15 protein-coding genes are annotated in these 23,498 nt (G+C 50.8%); 11 read left to right on the forward strand and 4 right to left on the reverse strand.

Annotated features, from left to right (window positions below; genetic code table 11):
* Positions 1–100 precede the first annotated feature (100 nt).
* The 10 genes from rng to ACUZ8J_RS02845 all read left to right on the forward strand — a co-directional run bounded on the left by rng (position 101) and on the right by ACUZ8J_RS02845 (position 15,503).
* Positions 101–1,567: a ribonuclease G gene (gene rng / locus ACUZ8J_RS02800; RefSeq protein WP_049764552.1), complete on the forward strand. Its 1,467-nt coding sequence runs from the start codon at positions 101–103 to the stop codon at positions 1,565–1,567.
* Positions 1,567–5,820 carry a YhdP family protein gene (locus tag ACUZ8J_RS02805; RefSeq protein WP_446693000.1) on the forward strand — a complete coding sequence of 1,418 codons (4,254 nt, stop codon included), beginning with the start codon at positions 1,567–1,569 and terminating at the stop codon, positions 5,818–5,820. The genes rng and ACUZ8J_RS02805 overlap by 1 nt, the downstream gene beginning before the upstream one ends.
* Positions 5,744–6,589 (forward strand): carbon-nitrogen hydrolase family protein, encoded by an 846-nt coding sequence (locus ACUZ8J_RS02810; protein WP_446693001.1) that lies wholly within the window; start codon positions 5,744–5,746, stop codon positions 6,587–6,589. Before ACUZ8J_RS02805 ends, ACUZ8J_RS02810 begins: the two co-directional genes overlap by 77 nt.
* Before the next feature lie 109 nt (positions 6,590–6,698).
* Positions 6,699–8,147 carry a metalloprotease TldD gene (tldD, locus tag ACUZ8J_RS02815; protein WP_446693002.1) on the forward strand — a complete coding sequence of 483 codons (1,449 nt, stop codon included), beginning with the start codon at positions 6,699–6,701 and terminating at the stop codon, positions 8,145–8,147.
* 110 nt (positions 8,148–8,257) lie between these two features.
* Complete coding sequence (locus ACUZ8J_RS02820) at positions 8,258–9,679, forward strand: TolC family protein (RefSeq protein ID WP_041416706.1); 1,422 nt, start codon at positions 8,258–8,260, stop codon at positions 9,677–9,679.
* The gene (locus ACUZ8J_RS02825; RefSeq protein ID WP_446693003.1) at positions 9,669–10,643 is read left to right on the forward strand and encodes an HlyD family secretion protein; all 975 of its coding nucleotides are present in this window, start codon (positions 9,669–9,671) and stop codon (positions 10,641–10,643) included. Before ACUZ8J_RS02820 ends, ACUZ8J_RS02825 begins: the two co-directional genes overlap by 11 nt.
* Before the next feature lie 98 nt (positions 10,644–10,741).
* Entirely contained in the window at positions 10,742–11,956 is a 1,215-nt protein-coding gene (locus ACUZ8J_RS02830; RefSeq protein ID WP_446694895.1) for an ABC transporter permease, read from the forward strand.
* Between the two features lies 1 nt (position 11,957).
* A complete protein-coding gene (locus ACUZ8J_RS02835) occupies positions 11,958–13,109 on the forward strand; it encodes an ABC transporter permease (protein ID WP_446693004.1) in 1,152 nt (383 codons plus the stop codon).
* A gap of 167 nt (positions 13,110–13,276) precedes the next feature.
* Positions 13,277–13,678, forward strand: a complete 402-nt coding sequence (locus tag ACUZ8J_RS02840) for a hypothetical protein (protein ID WP_086902227.1) — start codon at positions 13,277–13,279, stop codon at positions 13,676–13,678.
* A 493-nt stretch (positions 13,679–14,171) separates the two neighbouring features.
* Positions 14,172–15,503 carry an APC family permease gene (locus tag ACUZ8J_RS02845; protein WP_086902225.1) on the forward strand — a complete coding sequence of 444 codons (1,332 nt, stop codon included), beginning with the start codon at positions 14,172–14,174 and terminating at the stop codon, positions 15,501–15,503.
* Between the two features lie 53 nt (positions 15,504–15,556).
* Here ACUZ8J_RS02845 and ACUZ8J_RS02850 read toward each other — a convergent pair whose 3' ends face one another.
* A complete protein-coding gene (locus ACUZ8J_RS02850; protein ID WP_446693005.1) occupies positions 15,557–18,070 on the reverse strand; it encodes an Ig-like domain-containing protein in 2,514 nt (837 codons plus the stop codon).
* Positions 18,071–18,100: 30 nt separating this feature from the next.
* Entirely contained in the window at positions 18,101–18,634 is a 534-nt protein-coding gene (gene yjgA, locus ACUZ8J_RS02855; protein WP_011625015.1) for a ribosome biogenesis factor YjgA, read from the reverse strand.
* Positions 18,635–18,809: 175 nt separating this feature from the next.
* Here yjgA and pmbA point away from each other — a divergent pair, with 175 nt between their 5' ends.
* Positions 18,810–20,153 carry a metalloprotease PmbA gene (gene pmbA / locus ACUZ8J_RS02860; RefSeq protein ID WP_446693006.1) on the forward strand — a complete coding sequence of 448 codons (1,344 nt, stop codon included), beginning with the start codon at positions 18,810–18,812 and terminating at the stop codon, positions 20,151–20,153.
* Positions 20,154–20,289: 136 nt separating this feature from the next.
* Here the strand turns inward: pmbA and ACUZ8J_RS02865 are convergent, their stop codons facing one another.
* Both ACUZ8J_RS02865 and ACUZ8J_RS02870 read right to left on the reverse strand, forming a co-directional pair.
* Positions 20,290–22,431, reverse strand: coding sequence for a TonB-dependent receptor plug domain-containing protein (locus ACUZ8J_RS02865; RefSeq protein WP_446693007.1), 2,142 nt, complete (start codon positions 22,429–22,431; stop codon positions 20,290–20,292).
* A gap of 204 nt (positions 22,432–22,635) precedes the next feature.
* Entirely contained in the window at positions 22,636–23,481 is an 846-nt protein-coding gene (locus tag ACUZ8J_RS02870) for a substrate-binding periplasmic protein (RefSeq protein ID WP_446693008.1), read from the reverse strand.
* Positions 23,482–23,498: the final 17 nt, after the last annotated feature.

The following is a 23,498-nucleotide window of genomic DNA, read 5'->3' on the forward strand; positions in this document are numbered from 1 at the left end:
TAGGTTTTCAGGCTTAACACATACTGAGATTAATTTAATTTCCCTAATGGGGTGAGTCGTGAATACCGGTCGCTTAAATCCGAATAAAGTTCAGCGCAAGATGGGTTCAGAATTACTGATTAACGTAACCCCATCTGAGGCACGTGTGGCTCTGGTTGAGCATGGCGTGCTGCAAGAAGTCCATATCGAGAGGCGCATGAAGCGCGGTCTAGTGGGCAATATTTACAAGGGCAAAATCAGCCGTGTGTTGCCCGGCATGCAAGCCGCCTTTGTGGATATTGGCTTAGATAAAGCCGCGTTTTTACATGCCTCCGACATAGTGCCGCACACCGAATGCGTGGCCGATGTGGAAAAAGGCCATTTTGTGGTCCGTGATATCGCCGAGTTGGTTCGCCAAGGGCAAGATATTATGGTGCAGGTGGTAAAAGATCCGCTCGGCACTAAAGGTGCGCGCCTGACCACAGATATCACACTGCCTTCCCGTTATCTAGTATTTATGCCCGGCTCAAGCCATGTTGGGGTCTCCCAGCGGATTGAGCAGGAAGAAGAGCGCAGTCGTCTTAAGAAAATCACTCTGCCTTTCGTCGATGAAGACGGCGGCTTTATTATCCGCACCGCCGCCGAAGGCGTAGGTGAGGACGAACTTGCTCAGGATGCGGCTTTTTTGCGCCGAGTATGGTCTAAGGTCTCCGAGCGGCGTCAGCGCCGCGGTGTGGCACTCTTGTATCAAGACCTCGCCCTGCCGGTGCGCATTGTGCGCGACTTTGTCGGAACCGAGCTCGACAGAATTCAAGTCGATTCGCGCCGCACCTTTGCCGAGTTGCAAGCTTTCGCTCAAGAGTTTATGCCGGAAATCGCCGACAAGATTGAGCACTATTCAGGGCCTGCACCAATTTTCGATCTCTACGATGTGGAGAATGAAATCCAGCGCGCACTGGGTCGCAAGGTCGAACTCAAATCGGGTGGTTATCTGATTATCGATCAGACCGAGGCCATGACCACGGTCGATATCAACACAGGTGCCTTTGTCGGCCACCGTAATCTTGAAGAAACCATCTTCAACACTAATCTCGAAGCCACCCAAGCGATTGCGCGGCAACTGCGGCTACGTAATCTCGGCGGCATCATCATTATCGACTTTATCGATATGCTGAGTGACGAACATAAAACGCGGGTACTCAATAGCTTAAATAGCGCGCTCGCTAAAGACAGAGTCAAGACGAATGTCAGTGGCTTCTCGGGTCTGGGGTTAGTCGAAATGACCCGTAAGCGCACCCGAGAAAGCTTGGAGCACGTGCTGTGCGGTGAATGCCCTGCCTGTCAGAGCACGGGCAGTATGAAGACGGTTGAAACGGTTTCCTACGAAATCTTCCGTGAAATCATTCGCTTGAATCGAGCCTATGATGCCGATGAGTTTTTGCTTTACTGCTCGCCCGCTGTGTATAACAGCTTAAGTGGTGATGAAAGTCATCTGGTCGCTGAGCTTGAGGTCTACATAGGTAAACGCATTCGTCTGCAAAATGAGCCCATGTATTCCCAGCACAAATACGACGTGGTGATGATGTAGTGGCAACGCTTTTTACTGCGAAAAAACTAAGCCGTTTTTGCTGGCAATTACTGGCGCTGATCTTAGTCTTGTTTGCCCTGACGGTAAGCTTGATCCGCGGATTATTGCCCCAAGTCGACGGTGTGCGTCAGCAGTTAGTTGAGTATGTAAAAAGCGAATATCAAATTGATGTGCAAGTCGGCGAGTTATCCGCCCAGTGGCAGGCCTTTGGCCCGGCCGTGACGGTCGATAATCTGGTGATCCCACCGCAGGAAAAACTCCCCGTTACCGTGCTGGTTAAGAACGTCCAAATTAAATTGGATTTTTGGCAATCACTGCTAACGACCAGCCCACGCATCGAAGATGTGAATTTTGATGGTGTTCATATTGCCCTCGATATCGATAAATTATCGGGTAATAAAGCGCCGGGCGCGGCCAATCAAACGGCGCAAACCGATTGGCTATATAAGTTACTGTTAAAGCAGCTCGAGCGCTTCTCGCTGACGGATGCCTCGGTGCAACTGTTGAGTTTGCAGCATGAATATCGGCCCATCCATATTCGCCACCTTAACTGGCATAATAGTGGTGAGCGCCACCGTGGCGCGGGGGAAATTTACCTCGATAATAATGTTTCGGTAAAAGAGTCCCTTAACTTGCAGCTTGATATTCAAGGTGATGCGACTGCGCCAGATACCCTGAAGGGGCAAATCTATCTCGCGGCTCAGTCCTTAGATTTGGGGGAATGGGCATCGCGCCAACCTAATCCCTATGATCCCAGCCAAAAGTTACCCTTAGAAGGGGTGATCAATTTAAAGGCATGGTTTGATTTTGCCCACCGCAGTTTAAGCGCTGGACTGGTGCAGTTTGAACCCAGTTGGTTGCAGTGGTCGATGGAAGATGCACCACAAAAGTTTGAAATCCAGTCTGGCAGTATTAGCTGGGCCCCCAAGGACACCGGCTGGGAAATTAGTAGTACCGATCTGGACTTTGTCACTAACGGCGAGCATTGGCCCGATCTTAAGCTCGCGGCCAAGCAGCAAGATGATGCCTTTTATGCCTATGTGAGCCGCATAGATTTATCGACCTTATTTCCACTCTTGCCATTATTTCCGGGTGTCGATTTAGCTGTACTTGAGCAATGGTTCCATCTCGCGCCCGAAGGTAGTGTTGGGCCGATCCGTCTCTATCAAAGCGCTAAGCAACCCTTGCTTGCCAGTACGCATATCAAGCAATTACATTGGCAGAAAGTTGAAGACATACCTAACACCAATCCTTTAGATTTAGCATTGCAGTGGCAGAATGACAGCTTAGTATTTTCGCTGCCAGAGCAGACCTATACCCTCGATTTTGGCGATCAGTTTTCAGCGCCTTTAGTGCTGCATGGCGCTGAGTTAACCGGCGCCTTTGATACTCAAAGGGCGACCTTATTCGTGCCTGAAGTACTTCTCGAAAACGACGATATTGGCGTGTCTGCCGCCCTAAAACTGGATTTTAGCGCCGAAGCCAGCATGTCACTCGCCGCTAATGTGGCCGTTAAAAATGCCGCTAATGCGGATAGATACTTCCCTGTCAAAGCCATGGGCGAGGCGCTGGTGGAGTATTTGGATGGTGCTATCAAGGCGGGTCAGAGCCAAAATGCCCAGGTGTTATGGCAGGGCGCCCTAGCGCATTTTCCCTTTGAGGATAATAGCGGAGTATTCCAAGCGGCCTTTACCTTAGATAACGCCGAGTACCAATTTCAACCCGATTGGCCCGCAGTCACTGAGCTTTCCCTCGATGCCTTATTTGAAAATGCCCGTATGGATATCTGGGTTAACCAAGGCAAATTGATGAATGTGGTGGCCGATGGCGCCCATGTGTTTATCCCCGAGTTAGGCGAGCATTCGCTGTTAAAAATTCAGGCCGATCTCGCCACCAATGGTAGCGCCGCCACCCAAGTGCTGCAGGCATCACCACTCGCCGATACTGTGGGCAAGACCTTGAGCGTTGTGCAAGTGCAGGGCGCGGTGACGGGGAATTTGGATATCAGCATCCCCTTGTATGAAGGCGAGGCCGAGGATATCCGTGGGCAAATTGCCTTTGATAATACGCCCGTATTTATTGCCCAGCCCGGGTTACAGCTGAAGGCTGTGACGGGCACAGTGCAGTTTGCGAATGAGATTGTTGAAGGCAAAGGCATTAAATCCCGCTTATTTGAGCAGCCCTTCGAGTTTAGTTTTGCCACTAAACCCGGAGGCAAAGACTTTGCGCTCAATGTGGATATGAAGAGCCGTTGGGATCTCAGCCGATTACCACCAGAGCTGCACAATCCCTTAAGTGAATTTTACCAAGGTAAAGTCGCTTGGGGCGGCAACTTGAATATGGTGTTCGACGATCAAGGCTATCAAATTCAGGCCAATGTCGGCTCCGATCTCGTCGGCGCGACTCTGACATTGCCCGGTGCCTTTGCTAAACCCGAAGATGAGCCTAGACCCTTAATGGCGATATTTTCTGGCGATCAACAAACGGCGACCCTAAGGGTAAAACTGGATAAACAGGCCGAGTTTATCGGTGGCTTCGAGGCGGAAAAGGGCACTCAATTTAGCTATTTTGACTTGTTATTGGGCCGACTCTTCGATGCGGCCGAGGTGCCTAATACCGAGCTTGGGCATATCAAGATTGATGTGACCAGCGGCAAGCTCGCCAATTGGCTGCCTGTGATTAATGCTTTTGTCGGCACAGACAACAAGCCTCCCCGCGCAGGCATTTTAGTCGAAGAGGCTAGCCACTCGGCTTTGTTTCCGTCCGTGGTTGGGATAGACGCCAATATCGGTAAGTTTGATTTATTAGGGCAAGGGCTGACAGAACTCAGATTAAATGCTAAGCCGAACGAACATGGTTGGCGCTTCGATGCTAAGGCCAGCGAGTTTGAAGGCTGGGTCGATTTTTATCCCAACTGGATGACCCAAGGATTAAAAGTCACCGCCAGTAAGTTTTATTTCTCCCCCGAAGTGAAACCCGAGGGGGAAGGCGATTTCGCCGCGGACGAGGTGCTGACCAATTTACCGCCGGTTGCCGTGAATGTGGATGATTTTCGCTTCTTCGACAAACCCTTCGGCAAGTTGGTGCTACAGGCGAGCCCACAAGCATCGGGCTATCGTATCCAAACCCTGTCATTGACGACGCCTGAAGTGTCCTTACAGGGGAACGGCATTTGGCAGCAGCAGAATGGTCAAAACCAAACAGAATTAACGGTGAGTTTAAACGCCAGTCAGTTCAATTATTTGAGTCAGCAATTGGGCATCGACCCGGGTGTGAATGAGGCGCCTTTGAAGGTGAATGCCGAGCTTAAGTGGCAAGGTGCACCCTACGCTTTCTCCCTCAATACCTTAAACGGCAAGGTGAAGTTTGAGCTGGGTAAGGGGCATTTATCCCAAGTTAGCGATAAGGGCGCGCGGATTTTCTCCCTGTTCAGCCTCGACTCCTTGGTGCGTAAGTTATCCTTAGATTTCAGTGATGTATTTGGCCAGGGCATGTACTTCAATTCCTTTAGCGGCAATCTGCAAATCGATAATGGCGTGGTTAAAACCACGGATACTGAAATGGATGCGATTGCGGGCAATATGAAGGTGCGCGGCTATACGGATCTCACCAGCGAAAGCTTAAATTACGATATCCGTTTTGTGCCGCAATTGGCGTCGAGTGTACCAACCGTGGTGCTGCTGAGTACCAGTGCGTGGACGTTGGGGCTTGGCGCGTTTGCACTGACCAAAGTGCTCGAACCTGTGATTGAGGTGATTTCGGAAATCCGCTTCCGAGTGACTGGCACCATGTCCGACCCTGTGGTGGAGGAACTCGAGCGGAAGAGCAAAGAGATTGAGATCCCCGAGTCGATTCTGCCTATGGTGGGAGGCGAATTGCCAGTGCCTACCGAGGGCGCTGAGCCTAAGGCTGATGCGGTGCCCATCAAGAATAGCGCTCCAACTAAAACAGAGGCTACACCGCCCGTCGAGCCTGAAAAAAACAATGAGCAGCCTGCGCCAGATGCTGATAAACCTAAAGTGGAACCAGTAAAAGCGGTTGAGGAAGAAGCATCGCCGCAAGCGCCAACGCTCCCCAAGGTAGAGCCTGCTGAGCCGCCCCAAGTCGAACCAAATCAGCCTAAGCCTTTGAGTGCCAAGGTGGTATTGTCGATAAACACAATTCAAGGAGATAGTCATGCGCATCAGCCTGTTGCAATGTCAGAGCAGTCGCGAAGTCAGCGCGAATCTGTTGTTTATCGAATCGCAGCTTGAGGAATTAACCCGTCAGCGTCTGCAATGGGATAAAGATGCCCCTCATTTAGTGGTGCTGCCAGAATGCAGCCTGCTGTTTGGTGGGCATGAGAGCCAGCAACTCGCCTATGCCGGCGACAGTCATCTTAGCCCGTTAAAATCTGCCTTAAGTGCCTTAGCCGCCCGTTACTGCGTGTATATGGTGGCGGGAACCATCCCCGCGCTGGCGGAGGATGGGCGCGTCTACAGCCGTTGTTATCTGTTTGATGATAAAGGTGATACCTTAGGGCAATACGATAAACTGCATCTGTTTGACGTGGATGTTGACGGCACTAAGCAATACCGCGAGAGTGAAACCTTCTGCCCCGGCAATCATATCAGCGTCATCGATACCCCGTTTGGCAAAATTGGCTTGACCATCTGTTATGATTTACGCTTTCCGGATTTATTCAGGGCGCTACGCCTCGCGGGGGCTGAGATTATTACCGTGCCTTCGGCCTTTACTAAGGTCACGGGAGAAGCCCATTGGCAGGTGTTATTACAGGCCAGAGCCATTGAAACCCAATGCTTTATTTTAGCCGCAGCCCAATGGGGCGCCCATAACGAAGGCAGTCGCGAGACCTGGGGGCAGAGCATAGTAATAGGCCCTTGGGGCGAGGTGATTGCCGAGCAGAAAACCGGTACAGGTTGGGTGCATGCTGATATCGATGTGGCCGAGGTGCACAGCATCCGCAGTAAAATGCCCGTGGCGCAACATAATCGCTTTACTGCACCGAACCTTAAGCCTTGAACAGATTAAGCCTTCAACAGATTAAGATGAAATAGACTCACAGCGAATTTAAGTTATTTTAAAAATGAGTGAGTTGCCAATTTTAGCCAAGCTTTCAGAGAGAACCGCGATGCCTTTTTTAGCACAAGTAGAGCAAAGTTTATTAAAGGGCGGCTTAGCCCTCGATGGGTTACAGAGTTATTTAAACACCATACATCAACATAAAGTCGATTTTTCCGATCTCTATTTCCAAGGTAGTCGCCACGAATCTTGGGTGCTCGAAGATGGCATTATTAAAGATGGTAGCTTCCATATCGAACGCGGCGTCGGTGTGCGTGCCATCAGCGGCGAGAAAACCGGTTTTGCCTATGCAGATGATATTACGCCAGCAGCATTAAGCGCAGCGGCCGAGGCGGCGCGTGGTATTGCTGGGGCGGGTGAGCAGGCCAAGGTGCAGGCTTTCAAACGCCAACAAGCCTTAGCGCTGTACGATAGTCTCGACCCTATCGCCGCCATGGAAGAAGTGAAAAAAATCAATCTACTGAAAGAGGCCGATGCCTATATCCGTAGCCTAGACAGCCGCATTATCCAAGTGGTGATTAGCCTAGCGGGCGTGCACGAAGAAATTCTGGTTGCCGCCAGTGACGGTACTTTGGCCGCCGATATTCGCCCGTTAGTGCGCTTTAATTGCAGCGTTATTTTAGAAGAAAATGGCAAGCGTGAACGTGGCAGCGCCGGTGGCGGTGGTCGTCACGATTACAGCGTGTTTATGGTGACGGATGAAACCGGTTTACCTATGTGTTTTGCCTTCGCCCGCGAAGCGGTGCGTCAGGCGCAAGTGAACCTCAATGCCATCGATGCGCCAGCCGGAGAGATGCCTGTGGTGCTCGGTAATGGTTGGCCGGGCGTGTTATTGCACGAGGCCGTGGGTCATGGCCTAGAAGGTGACTTTAACCGCAAGGGTAGCAGCGCCTTCAGTGGCATGGTCGGCGAGCAAGTCGCTTCGAAACTGGTGACTGTGGTGGACGATGGCACGCTTGCGAATCGCCGTGGCTCACTGAGCATCGACGATGAAGGCGTACAAACCCAGAGAACCGTGTTAATCGAAGACGGTATTCTCAAAGGCTATATGCAGGATAAATTAAATGCGCGCCTGATGGGCGTGGCACCAACGGGGAATGGCCGCCGCGAATCCTATGCGCATCTGCCTATGCCTCGGATGACCAACACTTATATGACGGCGGGCGAGTCTGAACCGAGCGAGATCATCAAGTCGGTGAAGAAGGGCATTTATGCGCCTAACTTTGGCGGCGGTCAGGTGGATATCACCTCGGGCAAGTTCGTGTTCTCCGCTTCTGAAGCCTATCTGATTGAAAATGGTGAAGTGACTCAAGCGATTAAGGGCGCTACCCTGATTGGTAATGGCCCAGAAGCCATGAGCCAGATTTCCATGGTGGGTAACGACATGGCGCTAGATAAGGGCGTTGGTGTGTGTGGTAAGGATGGTCAAAGCGTGCCTGTGGGTGTCGGTCAACCGACCCTCAAACTTGACCGTTTAACCGTTGGGGGTACGGCATAACCCGCTTGTTTACTGTCTAGGCAGCACTTAAGGCGGTGGGTTCTAGCCGCCTTCCATGATGGATGTTATCATTTGCAAAGGAAATTAGAGTAACTACTCTAGAGGTGTTAATGAAACTATCACGTTTGGCATGGCTGTGTTTATTGCCTTTGCCCTCGCTATTGCCGTTAGCGGCCAATGCCCAGCCCAGTAGCTTTACTGAGGCTTGGCAGCAAGTGCTTAAGGTGAGCGATAAACTCCAGGCCCAATCCCAAGAGGTTAATCGCGCCAAGGGCGAGCAAGAGGCGGGCGAGAGTTTAAATCTGCCGTCCCTCAGCCTGAATGGCAGTTATACCCACCTCGAAAAACCAATCGAATTAGATTTAAGGGATCTTAATCCCTTAGCCTCGCTTGATCCCGCAACCTTACCACCCGCACTTGGCGGCGCCTTGGCGAGTATTCCGGGTTCATTATTTGTCACGCCCTTTACCGAGCAAGATATTTTCCGCGCCAGCTTACAGGCGATGTGGCCAATTTATACTGGCGGCCAGATCACCGCGGCTCAAGGCATTCATGCCGCCATGGTGGCCGAGAAGCAACAGGAATTACAGTTAGCGACCCGCGACTTATTCACTCAGTTGGTTGACCGTTATTATGCCGTCGATGTGACTCAATCCCTTGTTAGCACCCAAACCGAGCTGGTGGCCTCCTTAACTAAGCACGTTGACCACGCGCTAGCGCTGGAGCGCGAAGGGCAAATTGCTAAGGTCGAGCGCCTGAATGCTCAAGTGGCCTTAGACAACGCTAAGGTCAATTTAGGCAGCGCCCGCCGTCAACATGAAATGGCCGTAATCGCCCTATCACGCATGTTGCAGCAGAGCGATGTCAGCACTAACTCACCCCTATTTGTGTTGCCACAGGCGCCTTCATTGGGGGATTTGACCCAAGTGACCCTGAGCCAGCATCCCGCACTTAAACTGCTCGAGGCTAAAGAAGCGCAGGCGAATGGCTTGGTTTCCTTAGAGAAAGGCAAATATCACCCGACTGTGTTCCTCTTTGGTAATTACACCTTATACGAAGATGACAGCTTATTTTCTAAGGTGGAGCCGGACTGGATGGTGGGGGTCGGCGTAAAAGTGCCCTTGCTGAGCCGTGATGGCCGCAGCGGTAAAGTGGAAGCGGCTAAGAGTGCCTTGCTGCAAGCCCGTTACACTAAGGCGCAGACCCGCCAAGACTTAAGTTTGCTGCTTGACCAAAGTTATCGCCAGTTATTGCAGGCTGAGGAAGAGGTCAAGGCACTGAATACCTCACTCGAACTGGCGAGTGAAAACCTGCGTTTAAGGGAAATTGCCTTTAATCAAGGGCTTTCGACTTCTATCGACAGGGTCGATGCCGAATTAAAACTGAGCGCCGTTAAAACCCAGCAGCTTGGCGCCAGTTATCGCTATGTGCAAGCCTATGCCAGATTAATGGCCATCAGTGGTCAATTAGATGAATTTATCGGTCGCAGTGCCACTGGCGCTCAATCGCAGGAGACTATCAATGCGCGCTAACAGAATCCTTGCCCTAACGGCGTTGGTCGCATTAGGCCTTATCTTAGCCTATGGGCTCAAACTGGCTTACAGCCCAGCGCCGAGCCTGTTACAGGGGCAAATTGAAGCCCGTGAATATAACGTATCATCCAAAGTGCCAGGGCGTGTCGAGCAGGTCCTTGTGCGCCGTGGCGATAGCGTCAGCGAAGGTGATTTGTTATTTGCCATTCATAGCCCAGAGTTAGATGCCAAGTTGATGCAGGCCGAAGGCGGCCGAGATGCGGCCAAAGCCCTGCAACAGGAGGCGAATAACGGCGCCCGCACCCAAGAGGTAATGGCGGCTAAGGAACAATGGCTCAAGGCGCAAGCGGCGGCAACGCTGGCGAAAACCACCTATACCCGAGTGGAAAATCTCTTCAACGAAGGGGTTGCCGCAAGACAAAAACGCGATGAAGCCTTTACTCAGTGGCAAGCGGCCAAGTACACAGAGCAAGCTGCTTTAGCCATGTATCAAATGGCCGAAGAAGGTGCGCGGGTCGAAACCAAAGCCGCAGCGGCGGGTAATGCTCGTATGGCTGAAGGGGCGGTGAAAGAAGTCAGTGCCATCATGGCCGATAGCCAAATGCGTGCGCCTAAGTCTGGGGAAATCAGCGAAGTATTATTGCAAGCGGGAGAGTTAGCACCGAGTGGCTTCCCTGTGGTCAGCCTTATCGACATGCAGGACGCTTGGGCAGTATTCCAAGTGCGTGAAGATCAACTCAAACGCTTTAAAAAGGGCGATAAACTGTCATTAACTATTCCTGCGCTGGATAAAACCGTGGAGTTCACCGTCGCCCATATTAGCGTGATGGGCGACTTTGCGACTTGGCGTTCAACCGAAAGTGGCCACGATTTTGATATGCGCACCTTCGAGGTGGAGCTGCGCCCAACTGCGCCGATCCCCGATCTGCGTGTCGGTATGTCTGTGCTGCTCAGTGCTGAGTAACCATTGTGGCCAAGTCACCGAGCGAGCAAACGCATGTGAGCGAGCCTAAGCCGTTGAATGGGGCTCAGAATGCGGCGCATCCTGCATCCTCTGGGTTTCTGGCGCTGCTAGTGGCACTCGTGCGCCGCGAGCTTAGGGCGCTATGGCGCGATCCTTGGCAACTGGCCCTGATCAGTTACATCCCGCTGCTGGGCATCTTGTGTCTCTGGTGGCTATTTAGTGCTGGATTACCACGGCAATTACCCGTGGCGATTGTTGACCAAGACCACAGCCAGCTGAGCCGAATGTTGACCCGTCAACTCAAAGCCAACCCTGTCACCGAGCCGCGAAGTTTTACCGATCTCCCCTCGGCCGTTGCGGCGATGCAGCAGGCGCAGGTCTATGCCGTAGTGGTGTTTCCCCATGATATGAAAAAGGATTTACTCACTGGCCATAAACCAACAATCGATGTGCGTTACAACAGTCAGTTTTTACTGGTGGGTAAGCTGTTGTCGAGTCAAATTCAGTTGAGTCTAGGCGATGGGTTGTTGCAGGTCGCAGGCCTTAAGCAGCTGATGACGGGCACGCCAAAATCCCAAGTGGCGGTGAACTTAAGCCCAGTGAAAAGCCAAACGACCGCACTGTTTAACCGTAACAATAACTACATAGGTTTTTTAGTGCCGCCGGTATTGGTCGCACTCTGGCAGTTGTTATCCATGTTGGTGATGGCCAACAGCTTAAATCGCGAGTTGCACCTTAATGCCGCGCAGTCAGAGGAGGGGATCTCCAATCGATTGACTGAGCATTTTTGGCCTAAAGTGTTGGCTAAAATCCTGTTGTTTACCCCGATATTGATGCTCCAAGGTGGGTTTATCCTCGCTTGGTTGTATCTGTATTTGGCTTTGCCTTTTGCGGGCAGTTTAGCGCTGCTGCTATTTGCCCAGTTGTTCATGCTGCTGGCGGTGTGGAGCCTTGTGTTGTTTATCTTTGTGCTGATGCGTGATAGCGCGCGGGTCATCAGTTTTTGTACTGCGCTGTTTGCACCAGCCTTTGCCTTTATGGGGATCACTTTCCCCACCCATGAAATGCCGCAACTCGCCCAGTGGTGGCGACTCATCATGCCATCGAGCCATTATATTGAGTCCCATGTGAGCGTGGTGAGTTATGGCGCGGCGTGGCCGACGGTGGCGCAGCAATTGAGTAGTTATTGGGGTTTTATCGGTTTATTGCCGCTGATTTATCTTTTGGCGACTAAATTACTGCCGATGACGGTAAAGGCTCAGGCTGAAGCTGCGGAACACGACGCGGCGCCTCTGCCTGCGAAGGGGCAATAACATGAATTTATGGCAGCTTGTGCTGACAGAATTAAAGGCGATTGTGAGCGACAAGGCGATTGCCGTGACCCTATTCGGCGGAGTGCTGTTTTATTCAGTGCTCTATCCTTTGCCTTACTTGCACCAAGTCCCAACAGAACAACAGCTTATCGTGGTGGATTTAGACCACTCTTCCCTGAGTCGTCAACTTATTCGCCATGCGGATGCCAGCGCTAAAATCCAAGTCATAGGCCAAGTGGGCTCCATCACCGAGGCGAAGCGTTTTATCGAAACCGGCAAAGCCCATGGTTTATTGGTGATCCCCGAAGGATTTCGCCGCGACTTGCTGCTGGGCAAAGGCGTGACCTTAAGCTACGGCGGTGATGCCAGTTACTTCTTGATTTATTCGGCGGTGGCCGAGGGGCTTGTCAGCGCGGGAATGGATGCGGGTAAACAAGTGCAATTAATTGGGATGCTCGCGCAGGGGAAAAATCCAAAAGAAGCCGAGCAGAACCTGAACTCGCTGCATTTAAACAGTGTGCCTGCCTTTAACCCTAGCCTAGGTTATACCCCCTACGTGGTGCCTGGGCTGTTCTTACTTATCCTGCATCAAACCTTGTTGATTGGAACCGGGATCCTCGGGGCGGGTCAGTGGCGCAGCCGTGGCTATTGGCAACAGGTGTCACCGTTGCAATTGGTCTGCGGTCGTATTCTCGCCTTTATGTTGATTTATATGGTGTTTACCAGCTTTTATGTGGGGTATTGCTACCACTGGTATAAGGTGAGTATTCAGGCGAGTCTTGGTTTAGTAGCGCTATGGTTGCTGCCGTTTTTATTGGCGACGGCCGCGGCTGGGGTTGCGATGAGCACGCTGTTTAGCCGCCGCGACCTACCGACTCAAGTATTGCTGCTGATTTCTATGCCGATTCTTTTTGTCTCCGGCTTTGTCTGGCCGATTGCATTAATTCCCGAGCCTTTGGTGCTGGGCTCGCAGATAATCCCTGCGGTGCCCGCTATTATGGGGATGTTGGAGCTGAACCAAATGGGCGCAAGCTGGGCGAGTGTGCTGCCAAAATGGTTACAGCTTTGGGGCTTGTTTGTGCTGTTTTTTGGTCTTGCGATTCTAGGGATCAAACGTCGTGCGCGGGCATTGGCTGAACCCAGTACATCTTAGGCGGCGCTGTTATTCGTACCGACAGAATACTGATTTTTATGTTTGTATTAAATTTGTTATTGGATATTAGGCAGATATAGATATAATCGTCCGGCAAAAAATTAAACAGGGGCCGTTTAATTTCGAAGCAGTTGCTTCATTTTTTATCGCATCAAAAGGAAGATGAAATGCGTAAAATTACTTTACTCTCTTTGGCCATGGGTACTTGTCTGTTGGCCGCCTGCGCCGCTAAACCTCCCATCGTTGCACAAGAAAAAACCGTTGAAGTCGATGGTATCAACCTCGTTTTTGGCGGTAGCTACGATACTGAACGCAAAAATATTTCACTGTCGGTGAATGGCGACTCAGTGATGAAAGGCACTTTCCCACCTTACACGCCAACCCAAAACCTCAGCGGTAAATACAAGGGTTACACCATCTCTAGCCAATGTTATTTCGGCTCAGTGCTGAGCAGCCAAGGTGGCGCATTTGGTGCGATTGCTGGGGTGATCCAATCGACGAAATCCAGCTCGGGCGATAAATGCGACATGCTGGTTAACGGTAAAATCGTCGAAAGCCTTTACTTCTAAGCATTCCTCATATCGCTACATGGCCCCTGTATCTTGTATTTGCCCCATGGTCATCACAATGACCATGCCGGGGTAAGTCTCTTTGCTAAAGTCTCAAGAAAATAAGTCCTCCTCACGCGCCACTAGGGTTGAGTTTATTCACGCTGTTCGACTCAACACGCGGGCCTTTTTTACATATCTTTGCTCCCTTTACCGTACAGACGACACAGATAGGCAACTTAATGCCCTTATTGGGTTGTCTTCGACTCTGTTTTGGGGGAGAATGCGCGCCGCAAAAATAACCGGGGTATTCAGTATCCCGGTTATTTTCTTTTTGTGTGTATAGGTTTTAAACCAATTGAGGCCGGTAAACATCCGGAAATGATATGAGGTTCGTTTGAACCTACTTTACTGAGGACAATTCAATGGGGCTGTTGTTTACCGGATGTTCGGTAGTTGCCGTAAATCAATCTGTTGCGTTTGTAATTCCACCTGCTGCAAAAGGAGGTTGGATATGAGCCAACAAAATCCAGGCTTAAAGCAAAGCCTTAGTCTGTGGCAAGTGGTTGTGATGGGATTAGCCTATCTCACGCCTATGGCCGTGTTTGACACCTTTGGCATTGTCTCCGAGATCACCTCAGGCCATGTGGCCACCTCTTACCTGCTCGCGTTAGCGGGGATCCTGTTTACCGCCTTTAGCTACGGTCACTTAGTACGTAAATATCCCTATGCGGGCTCGGCCTATACCTATGCGCAAAAAACCTTTAGCCCGAATGTCGGCTTTATGGTGGGCTGGTCATCGCTGCTCGATTATATGTTTATGCCGATGATCAATATGTTGCTGGCAAAGATTTACCTCACGGCCATGTTCCCTAACGTCGAGCCGTGGATTTTTATCTTTGGTTTAGTCGCTGTGATGACGGTATTAAACCTGAGGGGCATAGATTTAGTGGCGAATTTTAATGGCGTTATCGTATTCGCCCAGATTGCCATTATCTTAGTGTTTATCGGTCTAATGGCCCACAGCCTGTCCCTTGGCGAAGGCGAAGGTGTGATTGCCAGTGTACGTCCATTCTATTCCGAAGAGATAAGCCTTGCGCCGCTGTTTACTGGCGCGACCATTCTGTGTTTCTCCTTCTTAGGTTTCGATGGCTTAAGTTCGTTGAGTGAAGAAACCAAGGACGCTAAGCGAGTCATCCCCCGCGCTATCGTGCTAACTGCTTTGATTGGCGGCGTGATTTTTGTCAGCGTGTCCTATTTCTTGCAGCTGTTTTTCCCAGATATTTCTCGCTTCCAGCAGTTAGATGCTGTGCTGCCTGAGATTGCCCTGTATGTGGGCGGTAATTTATTCCAGTCAGTGGTGCTGGTGGCAACCACCATTGCGGTGTTGGCCTCGGGCATGGCCGCCCATGCGGGTGTGGCACGTATTCTCTACGTGATGGGGCGCGACAATATGCTGCCCAATAAAGGCTTTGGCTATATTCACCCCAAATGGCGCACGCCAGCATTTAACGTGATTCTGGTGGGATTACTGGCGCTTTCTGCGGTGTCCTTCGATCTCGAAATGGCATTGGCGCTTGTCAACTTCGGGGCGCTGGTGGCTTTTACCTTTGTGAACCTGTCGGTAATAGTGCAGTTTTATATCAAAGAGAAACGTAACCAATCCTTGAAAGAGCACTTGCAGTACTTCGTCTTACCCTTGTGCGGCGCGGCGACGATTGGCGTACTGTGGCTTAATCTTGAACCTCAGTCCTTAGAGCTTGGCTTGATTTGGGCAGCAGTTGGGGTCTTGTACTTAGCGCTGCGAAGCCTGCGTTTACGCAAGGCGGTAGAGTTACAGAATTAACTCGCAAATTGAGCTAGAAAGTAAAAGACCCGCAGTTGCGGGTCTTTTGGTTTTTACAGTGTCGGCACGGTAAAGTTGAGGGTCGTCTTAACTTGCTTAGGCGTAGTGGTCACTACACTGATTTGACTCCCCGCAGAGGCGGTGAAACTGATTGGTGTGCCTAAGCCATTCTTGCCAGTGAGAGTATTGGCTACCTCAATGATATCTGGCGTACCGTTACAATCGACGCAGAGCTCTATTTGGGTCTTAGCAGGCATAATTTGTTTGGCACTGTCATGTACAAACACAACAAACTCAGACTCGCTACCTGCGGCAACGGGTTTAATATCATTAACGCTTGCGAGTAACACACCGTCTTGCTGCACACTGATATAAGCTTGCGAACCAGACATGCTTAGCACCAATGCCTTACGAATGTAGATTTTATTCGCTTGACCAGTGCCACAGAGGCTGCCTTCACATTGAGGGCCGTTAAACTTGCCATCGGCGGCAAGGTAAGTCCCACTGTTTTGAGTATTTAAATATTTTTCGCCTGAATTCCAGATACCATCTTCATTATCATCCCTGAAGGCATCTCCTAAATCACTGAAGCCTTTAGGCAGATAGGTTTCGATGTCCATCCCGTTGCCAGTACATTTTGTGGCAATGCCAGCACGATTTAAACAAGCCAAATCTGTCACTGGCGCGCCATTGATATCTTTGCTGATATCTGCATCATCAAAGATGTTATTGCCATTGGTATCGAAGAAGGTCTCGTGACCTAAGGCATACGCAAGAATAGTACTACGGTGGTCGGTGAGGCGTGCGTTTTTAGACGTCCAAATAACACTACAAGCACCATCTAGTGTTAAGCATGAAGATGTAATACCACCGCCTTCAGTCGTAAAGTTAACCGTAGTATTGTCGGACGCTGGGTTACCAAAGCTGTCCGACAGTCTGGCGGTAATAGTCGCGGTTTCACCGTCATAATCGCCCCCTTCGGGGTTAAATATCGTCGTCGAAAGACTAAAGCCAAGTTGCTGTGGCAGGCCAGTATTAACCGTTAATTGCTCAGATTGGCTAGTGATCACTTCCTTGGTATCGGCATCCACTGCGCTGGCGACCACACGAACTGGGGTCGGCACAGTGCCTGAGAGCACACGCACACTGGCGATACCTTGGGCGTTTGTTTGCCCCTCGGCATTGGCGCTGCCATTGGCAAAACTTAAACCGCCGACCACAGTATCTAAACTAAAACTAACCTTTTGCTGTGCTGCTGGCTGGCCATTGGCGCTGGTGACTTTAAAGCTCACCAGTGATGATTCGCTCGACCCAGTTCCGCCAGCGCCTTTAATGCGAATTTGGTTGGGCTCGGCCGCTTCAAAGCTCAGACTGGCTAAGGTTTGACGTTGAAGTGTAAAGGGGAAGTTCGCCGTCAGCGTTTGATTACCCACGACTGTGGTCGCGACGATTTGATCGTTACGTTCGCTATTCCCGCTGCAACTGGTGTCTTGGAAGGTCGAGCTGGCATTGCCCGATAGCGTCGTGACAGGCGAGTCTAAGCTCGCATTATTGCTGGCAGTACAGTCAGAGCTGAAACTGATGGATGACGGCGTCTGTACGCGAGTGACAGTGCCATCGCTGGCCTCTAATACTAAGCTTGCGGTCACGCCAAAGCTGCCGCCCGCGCTGATTTTATAGCTGCCATCGGCCTGCGCCGTTAACGTACTCGCCAGTTTTCCTTCCGTAAAACTGCTGCCATTAAATGAGCCTAATTTTAAGGTGCCGGCTTCGTTAACCGCATCTTTGCTGAGTACTTCATACAAGCTGCTGCTTTGTAGCGATTGCCCTTGATACTCCACTGTTACCGTTAAGGCGTTGGCGCCTAATTCGGTGGCACTTGGGGTATAAGTGACTTGGGCAATACCTTGCTCATCGGTTAGCGTGCTGGCCGGGGTTAAGGTCGCTGACCCCGCACTGAAGCTGACCTTAGCGTCGGTAATACCTTTACTCTCGGCATCGAGGAAAATGGCTTGCAGTTGTACGGCTTCATCAACTTTAAAGCGAGTCACTACATTCGCACCGCTTAGAATGCTGGCGCTCAGTTTTGGGGCGATGGATGCGCCAGTGCCGTCGATAGTGCCTGTAAATTCAAAGTTGCGAGTCGCCGATAGCGCTGTGCTGGAATCACTTGGGGTGATGGTTGCCGTAATCGTTCCTGCATTGATCAGCAAATCTGGATTACTCACAATAACAACGGCTTCACCATTGTTATCCGTGAGTTTGCTTTCCGGTGTTAGCGCCCCAAGGTCGGTCGTAAAGTTAACTCTCTGGTTACTGACCTTTGCAGAACCTTTGTTTAACTTGGCGACAGCACAAAAACCTGCGTCTTTAGGGAAACTTTGAAGTGAGGTAAAACTGCCGCATTGACTACCCGATAAGGTTTTAAAGTCGATAGACAGTTTGTAAATACCATCGCTGGCATCTGTGCCACCGTTGTCTTCGTCAGAGGGGCCGTTACAGCCCCAAAGTCCAAATAAACCAATAGAAAGCAAAGTAAGATTGCAAAACGTGTTGCTAAATCGCATAAGCAAACATCCTTGTTGGTGCTGAGTTAATTAGTCTTGGATTTCGCTGCGTAGGTATTTAAACAGCTCTTTTGATGATTTGGACTCAGGGCCTTTTGCCAACTCTTTTGTGGCTTGGCGCACTAAGGTACGCAGCTTCTGTCTGTCCAACTGTGGGTAATGTTCCACTAAGGTTTGAATTTCGCTGTCGCCTTGGCTCAGTAAACGCTCGCGCATTTTCTCGAACATTTGCAGCTTAGCGGTTTCGTTGTTGTTTTTGTTCAGTACGATAGCGAGCGCGGCTTTAATCGGCTCCACATCGACGTTACGCATCAACTTACCGATATATTGCATATGGCGGCGATAGGCTTCGGTCTTCGGCTTAATCTTATGAGCTTGCTGGATGCTGTCGTACAAGTGCTCGTCCAGCTCGATTTTATCTAGCTGGGTCTTACTGAGCGACACCAATTCCATACCGACTTTTTGAGCAGCTTCGCAGTCACGCTTGTCCTCGGTTTTGCTGACATACTCTTCGTCACTGTCATAGGGTTGTTTAAAATGCTCTGAATCACCAACAATCTTCATATAGATAAAACCTCAGTTAAATAACGGCCTAATAATAACATCTCCCGCCAAAAATCGCCTAACGAAAGCGCGTGCGCCATGGCTGAGATTGACGAAATAAGCGCGCAATAAATAATGAGAATGGCATGGGTGTTTGTTATGCTAACGCCATTGCCGACAACGAAAGAGTAGCTTTGTGTCTTTGAACAGAATCGATAGTGAATTGGCCGCGCTGAAAGATGCGGTTGCCGTGGCCCTCGAATATGCCAATAAATTAGGGACAAATGCCGCCGAAGTGGCGATCAGTAAACAACAGGGATTATCGGTTTCAACCCGCTTAAAAGAAGTGGAAACAGTTGAATTTAATAAAGATGGCGCCCTAGGAATTACGGTTTATCGCGATGGTTGCAAGGGCAGTTCATCGACTTCCGATCTCAGCCCAGAAGCCATTGCCTTGGCGGTGAAAGCGGCCGACGATATCGCCCGTTACACCTCGGCCGACCCCTTTAGCGGTTTAGCCGACAAAGCCTTAATGGCGACCGAGATCCGCGATCTTAAGCTCTATTATCCTGAAGATATTTCTCCCGACGAATTAGCCCAATTGGCGATTCGTGCCGAAACTGCGGCGCTCGATGCCGATCCGCGCATCAATAACTCCGATGGTGCCAGCGCAAACGCCCACACTTCGGTCAAAGTTTACGGCAATAGCCACGGCTTCTTAAACGGTTATTGCAGCTCGCGCTACAGCTTAAGTTGCAGCGTGATCGGTGAAGACTCAGATGGCAGCATGCAGCGGGATTACGATTACACTATCGCCCGTAAATTCAGTGAGATGTTATCTCCCGAATCCGTTGGCTTGAAAACCGCACAAAAGACAGTGAGCCGTTTAGGCGCACGTAAGATTGCGACTTCGCGTTTACCTATTCTGCTTTCGCCTGAAATCGCCACAGGGCTCATCGGCCATTTAGTCGGCGCGATCAGCGGTGGCAGCCTGTACCGTAAATCCAGCTTCCTGTTGGATGCGATTCACACCCAAATCTTCCCCGATTGGTTCAACATTGAAGAACAGCCGCATCTGCTGGGCGCGCTTGCCAGTGCCAACTACGATAGCGAAGGTGTAGCGACGCAAGATAGACGCATCATCGACCGTGGTATGTTAGAAAGCTATCTGCTGACCAGTTATTCGGCGCGCAAACTAGGCTTAACCAACACAGGCCATGCGGGCGGCATCTATAACTGGACGCTGGCGCACACCGGCCAAAGTTTCGATGAGCTAGTCAAAGGCATGGGCACTGGCCTGATTGTCTCTGAGGTGATGGGCCAAGGCGTGAATATGGTAACGGGGGACTATTCCCGCGGCGCTGCCGGTTTTTACGTAGAAAATGGCGAAGTGCAGTTCCCCGTCGAAGAGATCACTATCGCGGGCAACTTGAAGGATATGTTCCGTGGGATTCAGGCGGTCAGTAAGGACTTCGATTTACGTTCGTCTATCCGCACCGGCGGGATCTTATTATCCGAGATGAAGGTTGCGGGTAACTGATTGAGTTAACCCAATTGAGCCATTCAGTCTAACGGTTCGGCGTTAACGGAATGAGCTTTAAACAAAAGGGCAAATGCAACTGCATTTGCCCTTTTTGATTTTATGTCGTTCTACTTTTTAGAAGCGATAGCTAGCATTAGAAGCGATAGCTAGCGCCTAATTCAAATGAGCGACCCGATCCTGCGACTTGGCTAAAGCCACCACTGCTATCAGCCTTAAATTCGGCAAGGTTGACACCACCCAGCGGTAGTTCGTAGTAAGTATCAAACAGGTTGTTGATCACAAAGGTTAAACTCAGCTCTTGCCATTTGATACTGCTGCTTAGATTTAACAGCGAATAGCTGTCGGTCTCATTTTCTAAGCGGCGATCATCGACCTTATCCTTAGTCGCTACCCATTGCCATGACAGGCGGTTTTCCCAATCACCTAGTTGATGGCTAAGGGCTAACTCGGTTTGTAGCGGTTTGATTTGATAAAGCGGCTTGTTACCCTCATCTCGCTCGCCTCGGGTGATATTCAGCTTGCCCTGCATCTGCCATTTACCGCTGTCGGTATCGGCTAATAGGTAGTTCGCACTCAACTTAGCGCCATATAAATGGGCATCTTCGTTGGTAAATTTAAGGATATTGCGTTTACCGTTGGCAAGGCCACTACGGTTAAAGCTGCCAATCACCTCGGCATCAATATAGTCGGTCACTGCGCTATACCAAGCCGTGGTCGAGAATTGCCATTCATCGCCCGTAAACTTGTAGGCCGCGCTCAGGGTGTGGGCTGTTTCGGGCTTTAGATCGGGATTGCCCACATAACCGTTACCGTCGCCATACCAGCCGATCATTGTCGTTGCCATCACGCCACGGCCCCAGCTGTAACGCTCATACAGGTTTGGCGCGCGGTTTTTACGGGCTAAGCCAAATTCAAGTTGTTGCTTGGCCGATAGCTGATAACGCGCCAGCAGCGTAGCGTCGATAAGGTTATCATCTCGGCTTCTATCCATAGCATTAAAGGTTCTTGCTGCCTCGGCATCCATATTCGGCATGCCCATCATGGGCATATTGCTGTAGGCCTGCACTTCGCCCGTATCTGTGGTGACATATTCATAACGCACCCCGGCAGACAACCACCAGAGTGGCGTGAGGTTTTGCTGCCACTCGCCATAAACTGCGGCGCGGCGGCGTTCACCGTCGTTGATATTGATATAGTCATTGGGTGCCATCATAGTGCCGGGCACGGCTGGCCAAGTATCATCGAGCTGATAGCGATAATATTCCTGACCGACGAGTAACGTGCTGTCATCGCCCATGGGTAAGCGCCAATGCAGTTGATAGCTGTAATCGCTGCCTTCAGTGTTCATCGGCATCTTGCCGGTTTTTTCTGGAGTGAAGAAGCCCATTTCATGCTTCACACTGTGCCAGTTCAACTGGGCGCTAAATTCGCCGTCGTTGTCTAAATCCCGTAGATAACGGACTAGGGCACCGTAACTCTTGTTATCCGTCATATCCATGTATTGGTTAGGAAAACCTTGGAATGGGATCGCCTGGTGCGTTAGCTTAATTGCCAGTTGTTGTTTGTCATCGCGCCATGCCGCTGTTAACGCATGGTTTTGGGCGCGATAGAGGGTATCGAGCACTTTATCGCCGTGACCATCGTGGTAGCTATTGGCATCTTCATAGGCGCCTTGATAGCTGAAACTTAAGTCCTTACTGGCGATTCCAGCCTTAGCACCGAGTAAGAAGGCATCGCTGGTGCTGCGGTATCCCGATGAAATCTCGCCGCTTTCGAAGCTGAGGTCTTCGCTGTCGCTAAATTTAGGATTCAGGCTATTAACCTTAATCACCCCGGCGATATTGTCGCCGCCCGCACTGACAGGGGACACGCCTGCGACCACTTCTACCGAGCTGATTTGATTAGCGGAAACGTAGGAAAGTGGTGGGTTCATTTGGTTGGCACAGGCGGCAGTGATATCCGCGCCATCGACTAACACTTTAATGCGATCGCCCATCATGCCATTAAGCACGGGCAAGGCGGAAACGCCGCCCGCTTCGGAGAAATCGACGCCTTGGTCTTTGAGCAAAGCATCGGCCGAGCCTAAGGCATTACGGCCAATACTCTGTTCGCCATGGACTTGAATACGTTCAATTTGAGTCTGATTTGTCTCGTCGGCCATGGCCTGTGAGGTAACCGAAGCGCCTAATGCTAAGGTCAGCGCGCTGGCGATTGCGGAGCATTTAAAGCCGTGGGGAATAGTTGAAGCGTTTGCAGCCATCTTATTGTCTTCCATTCACTTAGATAAATTGCGCTGCATTATAAAGATCATCACAGTGTGACAGGTGCGGCATATTGTCGCAGAGCTTATAAAGACAAAGCTGAAATAACGGCCTGAAGTGCTCGCTAGCACCAAGATGAGGATAAGCTAGCGCCAAAGTGAGGATAAGCTAGCGCCAAAGTGAGGATTACAAGCGGCGCGGTTTAACACGCCCTTGGATTAACCGAAGTGATTGAAGTAGATACGCTGGGTTTCCCCTTCGGCGTCCATGGCGGCGAGTGCCTTGGCAAACTCATAGGCCTTTGAATCTTCGGCGAGTCTGTTGGGGCTGTTATCTGCGCTGACGGGTAAGTCTGCTCGGTAATTGGGGTTATGTTGCCCGCGAAAATGGCGGCTTTTTTTCGAAAAGCCGAGATACATGGCCTGAGGCTGCTGGCAGCAATTCGGGTGCAGCTTAAATTGGTTCATGTCCCGTTGCTTAAGGTAGTAGCTGATGGTGGCCTGATCGTAGATAAAAAAATCCCCTTGGCTGGCAAGCAAGTAATCTAAGGCCTTAGGCACATCGAGTTCTGGCGGTTTACGTACCGACATGGTTTCGGGGAGGCCGTTAAAGTCGTAGCTACCGGGGGCGATTAACAGTGTCATCCCGCTCTGGGACAACTGCTCTAACGAACGTATATCGGCGGCTCCCGCACGGCTTATGCCGATGGCGCGCTCCGACAGGCCATTAGGAATAAAAAAGGCAAATTGAGCGCGCTCCTCACTGAAACTCAGGCCTGGGTAAAAGTCGATATTACCGAGTTTGAGATCCCGCAAAATCCGCATCTTAGGCGCGCGTGTGATCCTGAGTTTGCAACCAATCCGCTCGGCGGCGGCTTGGTAGATATCGCGGTAAAACCCTTGATTACTCGGGTCAGGCTCAATAAAGGGGCGGCGCTCACTGGTGCGATAACCCATGGTAAAGACGCACTCAGAGCTTGAAAAAGCCTGCGCTAGACTAGGGAAGAGGCTGAGTAATAGGAAAACGAGGCTAAGTAAGGGCCGATAAATAACTGCAAATTGCAAAATGATCTCCTTATCCC

The organism is Shewanella sp. Koi 1 (assembly GCF_052907445.1).

What these genes read in the sequence shown, in the direction of transcription:
- rng (WP_049764552.1), top strand. Translation starts at nt 101, where the DNA reads ATGGGTTCAGAATTACTGATTAACGTAACCCCATCTGAGGCACGTGTG.
- ACUZ8J_RS02810 (WP_446693001.1), top strand. Translation starts at nt 5,744, where the DNA reads ATGCGCATCAGCCTGTTGCAATGTCAGAGCAGTCGCGAAGTCAGCGCG.
- tldD (WP_446693002.1), top strand. Translation starts at nt 6,699, where the DNA reads ATGCCTTTTTTAGCACAAGTAGAGCAAAGTTTATTAAAGGGCGGCTTA.
- ACUZ8J_RS02820 (WP_041416706.1), top strand. Translation starts at nt 8,258, where the DNA reads ATGAAACTATCACGTTTGGCATGGCTGTGTTTATTGCCTTTGCCCTCG.
- ACUZ8J_RS02825 (WP_446693003.1), top strand. Translation starts at nt 9,669, where the DNA reads ATGCGCGCTAACAGAATCCTTGCCCTAACGGCGTTGGTCGCATTAGGC.
- ACUZ8J_RS02835 (WP_446693004.1), top strand. Translation starts at nt 11,958, where the DNA reads ATGAATTTATGGCAGCTTGTGCTGACAGAATTAAAGGCGATTGTGAGC.
- ACUZ8J_RS02840 (WP_086902227.1), top strand. Translation starts at nt 13,277, where the DNA reads ATGCGTAAAATTACTTTACTCTCTTTGGCCATGGGTACTTGTCTGTTG.
- ACUZ8J_RS02845 (WP_086902225.1), top strand. Translation starts at nt 14,172, where the DNA reads ATGAGCCAACAAAATCCAGGCTTAAAGCAAAGCCTTAGTCTGTGGCAA.
- ACUZ8J_RS02850 (WP_446693005.1), bottom strand. Translation starts at nt 18,070, where the DNA reads ATGCGATTTAGCAACACGTTTTGCAATCTTACTTTGCTTTCTATTGGT.
- yjgA (WP_011625015.1), bottom strand. Translation starts at nt 18,634, where the DNA reads ATGAAGATTGTTGGTGATTCAGAGCATTTTAAACAACCCTATGACAGT.
- ACUZ8J_RS02865 (WP_446693007.1), bottom strand. Translation starts at nt 22,431, where the DNA reads ATGGAAGACAATAAGATGGCTGCAAACGCTTCAACTATTCCCCACGGC.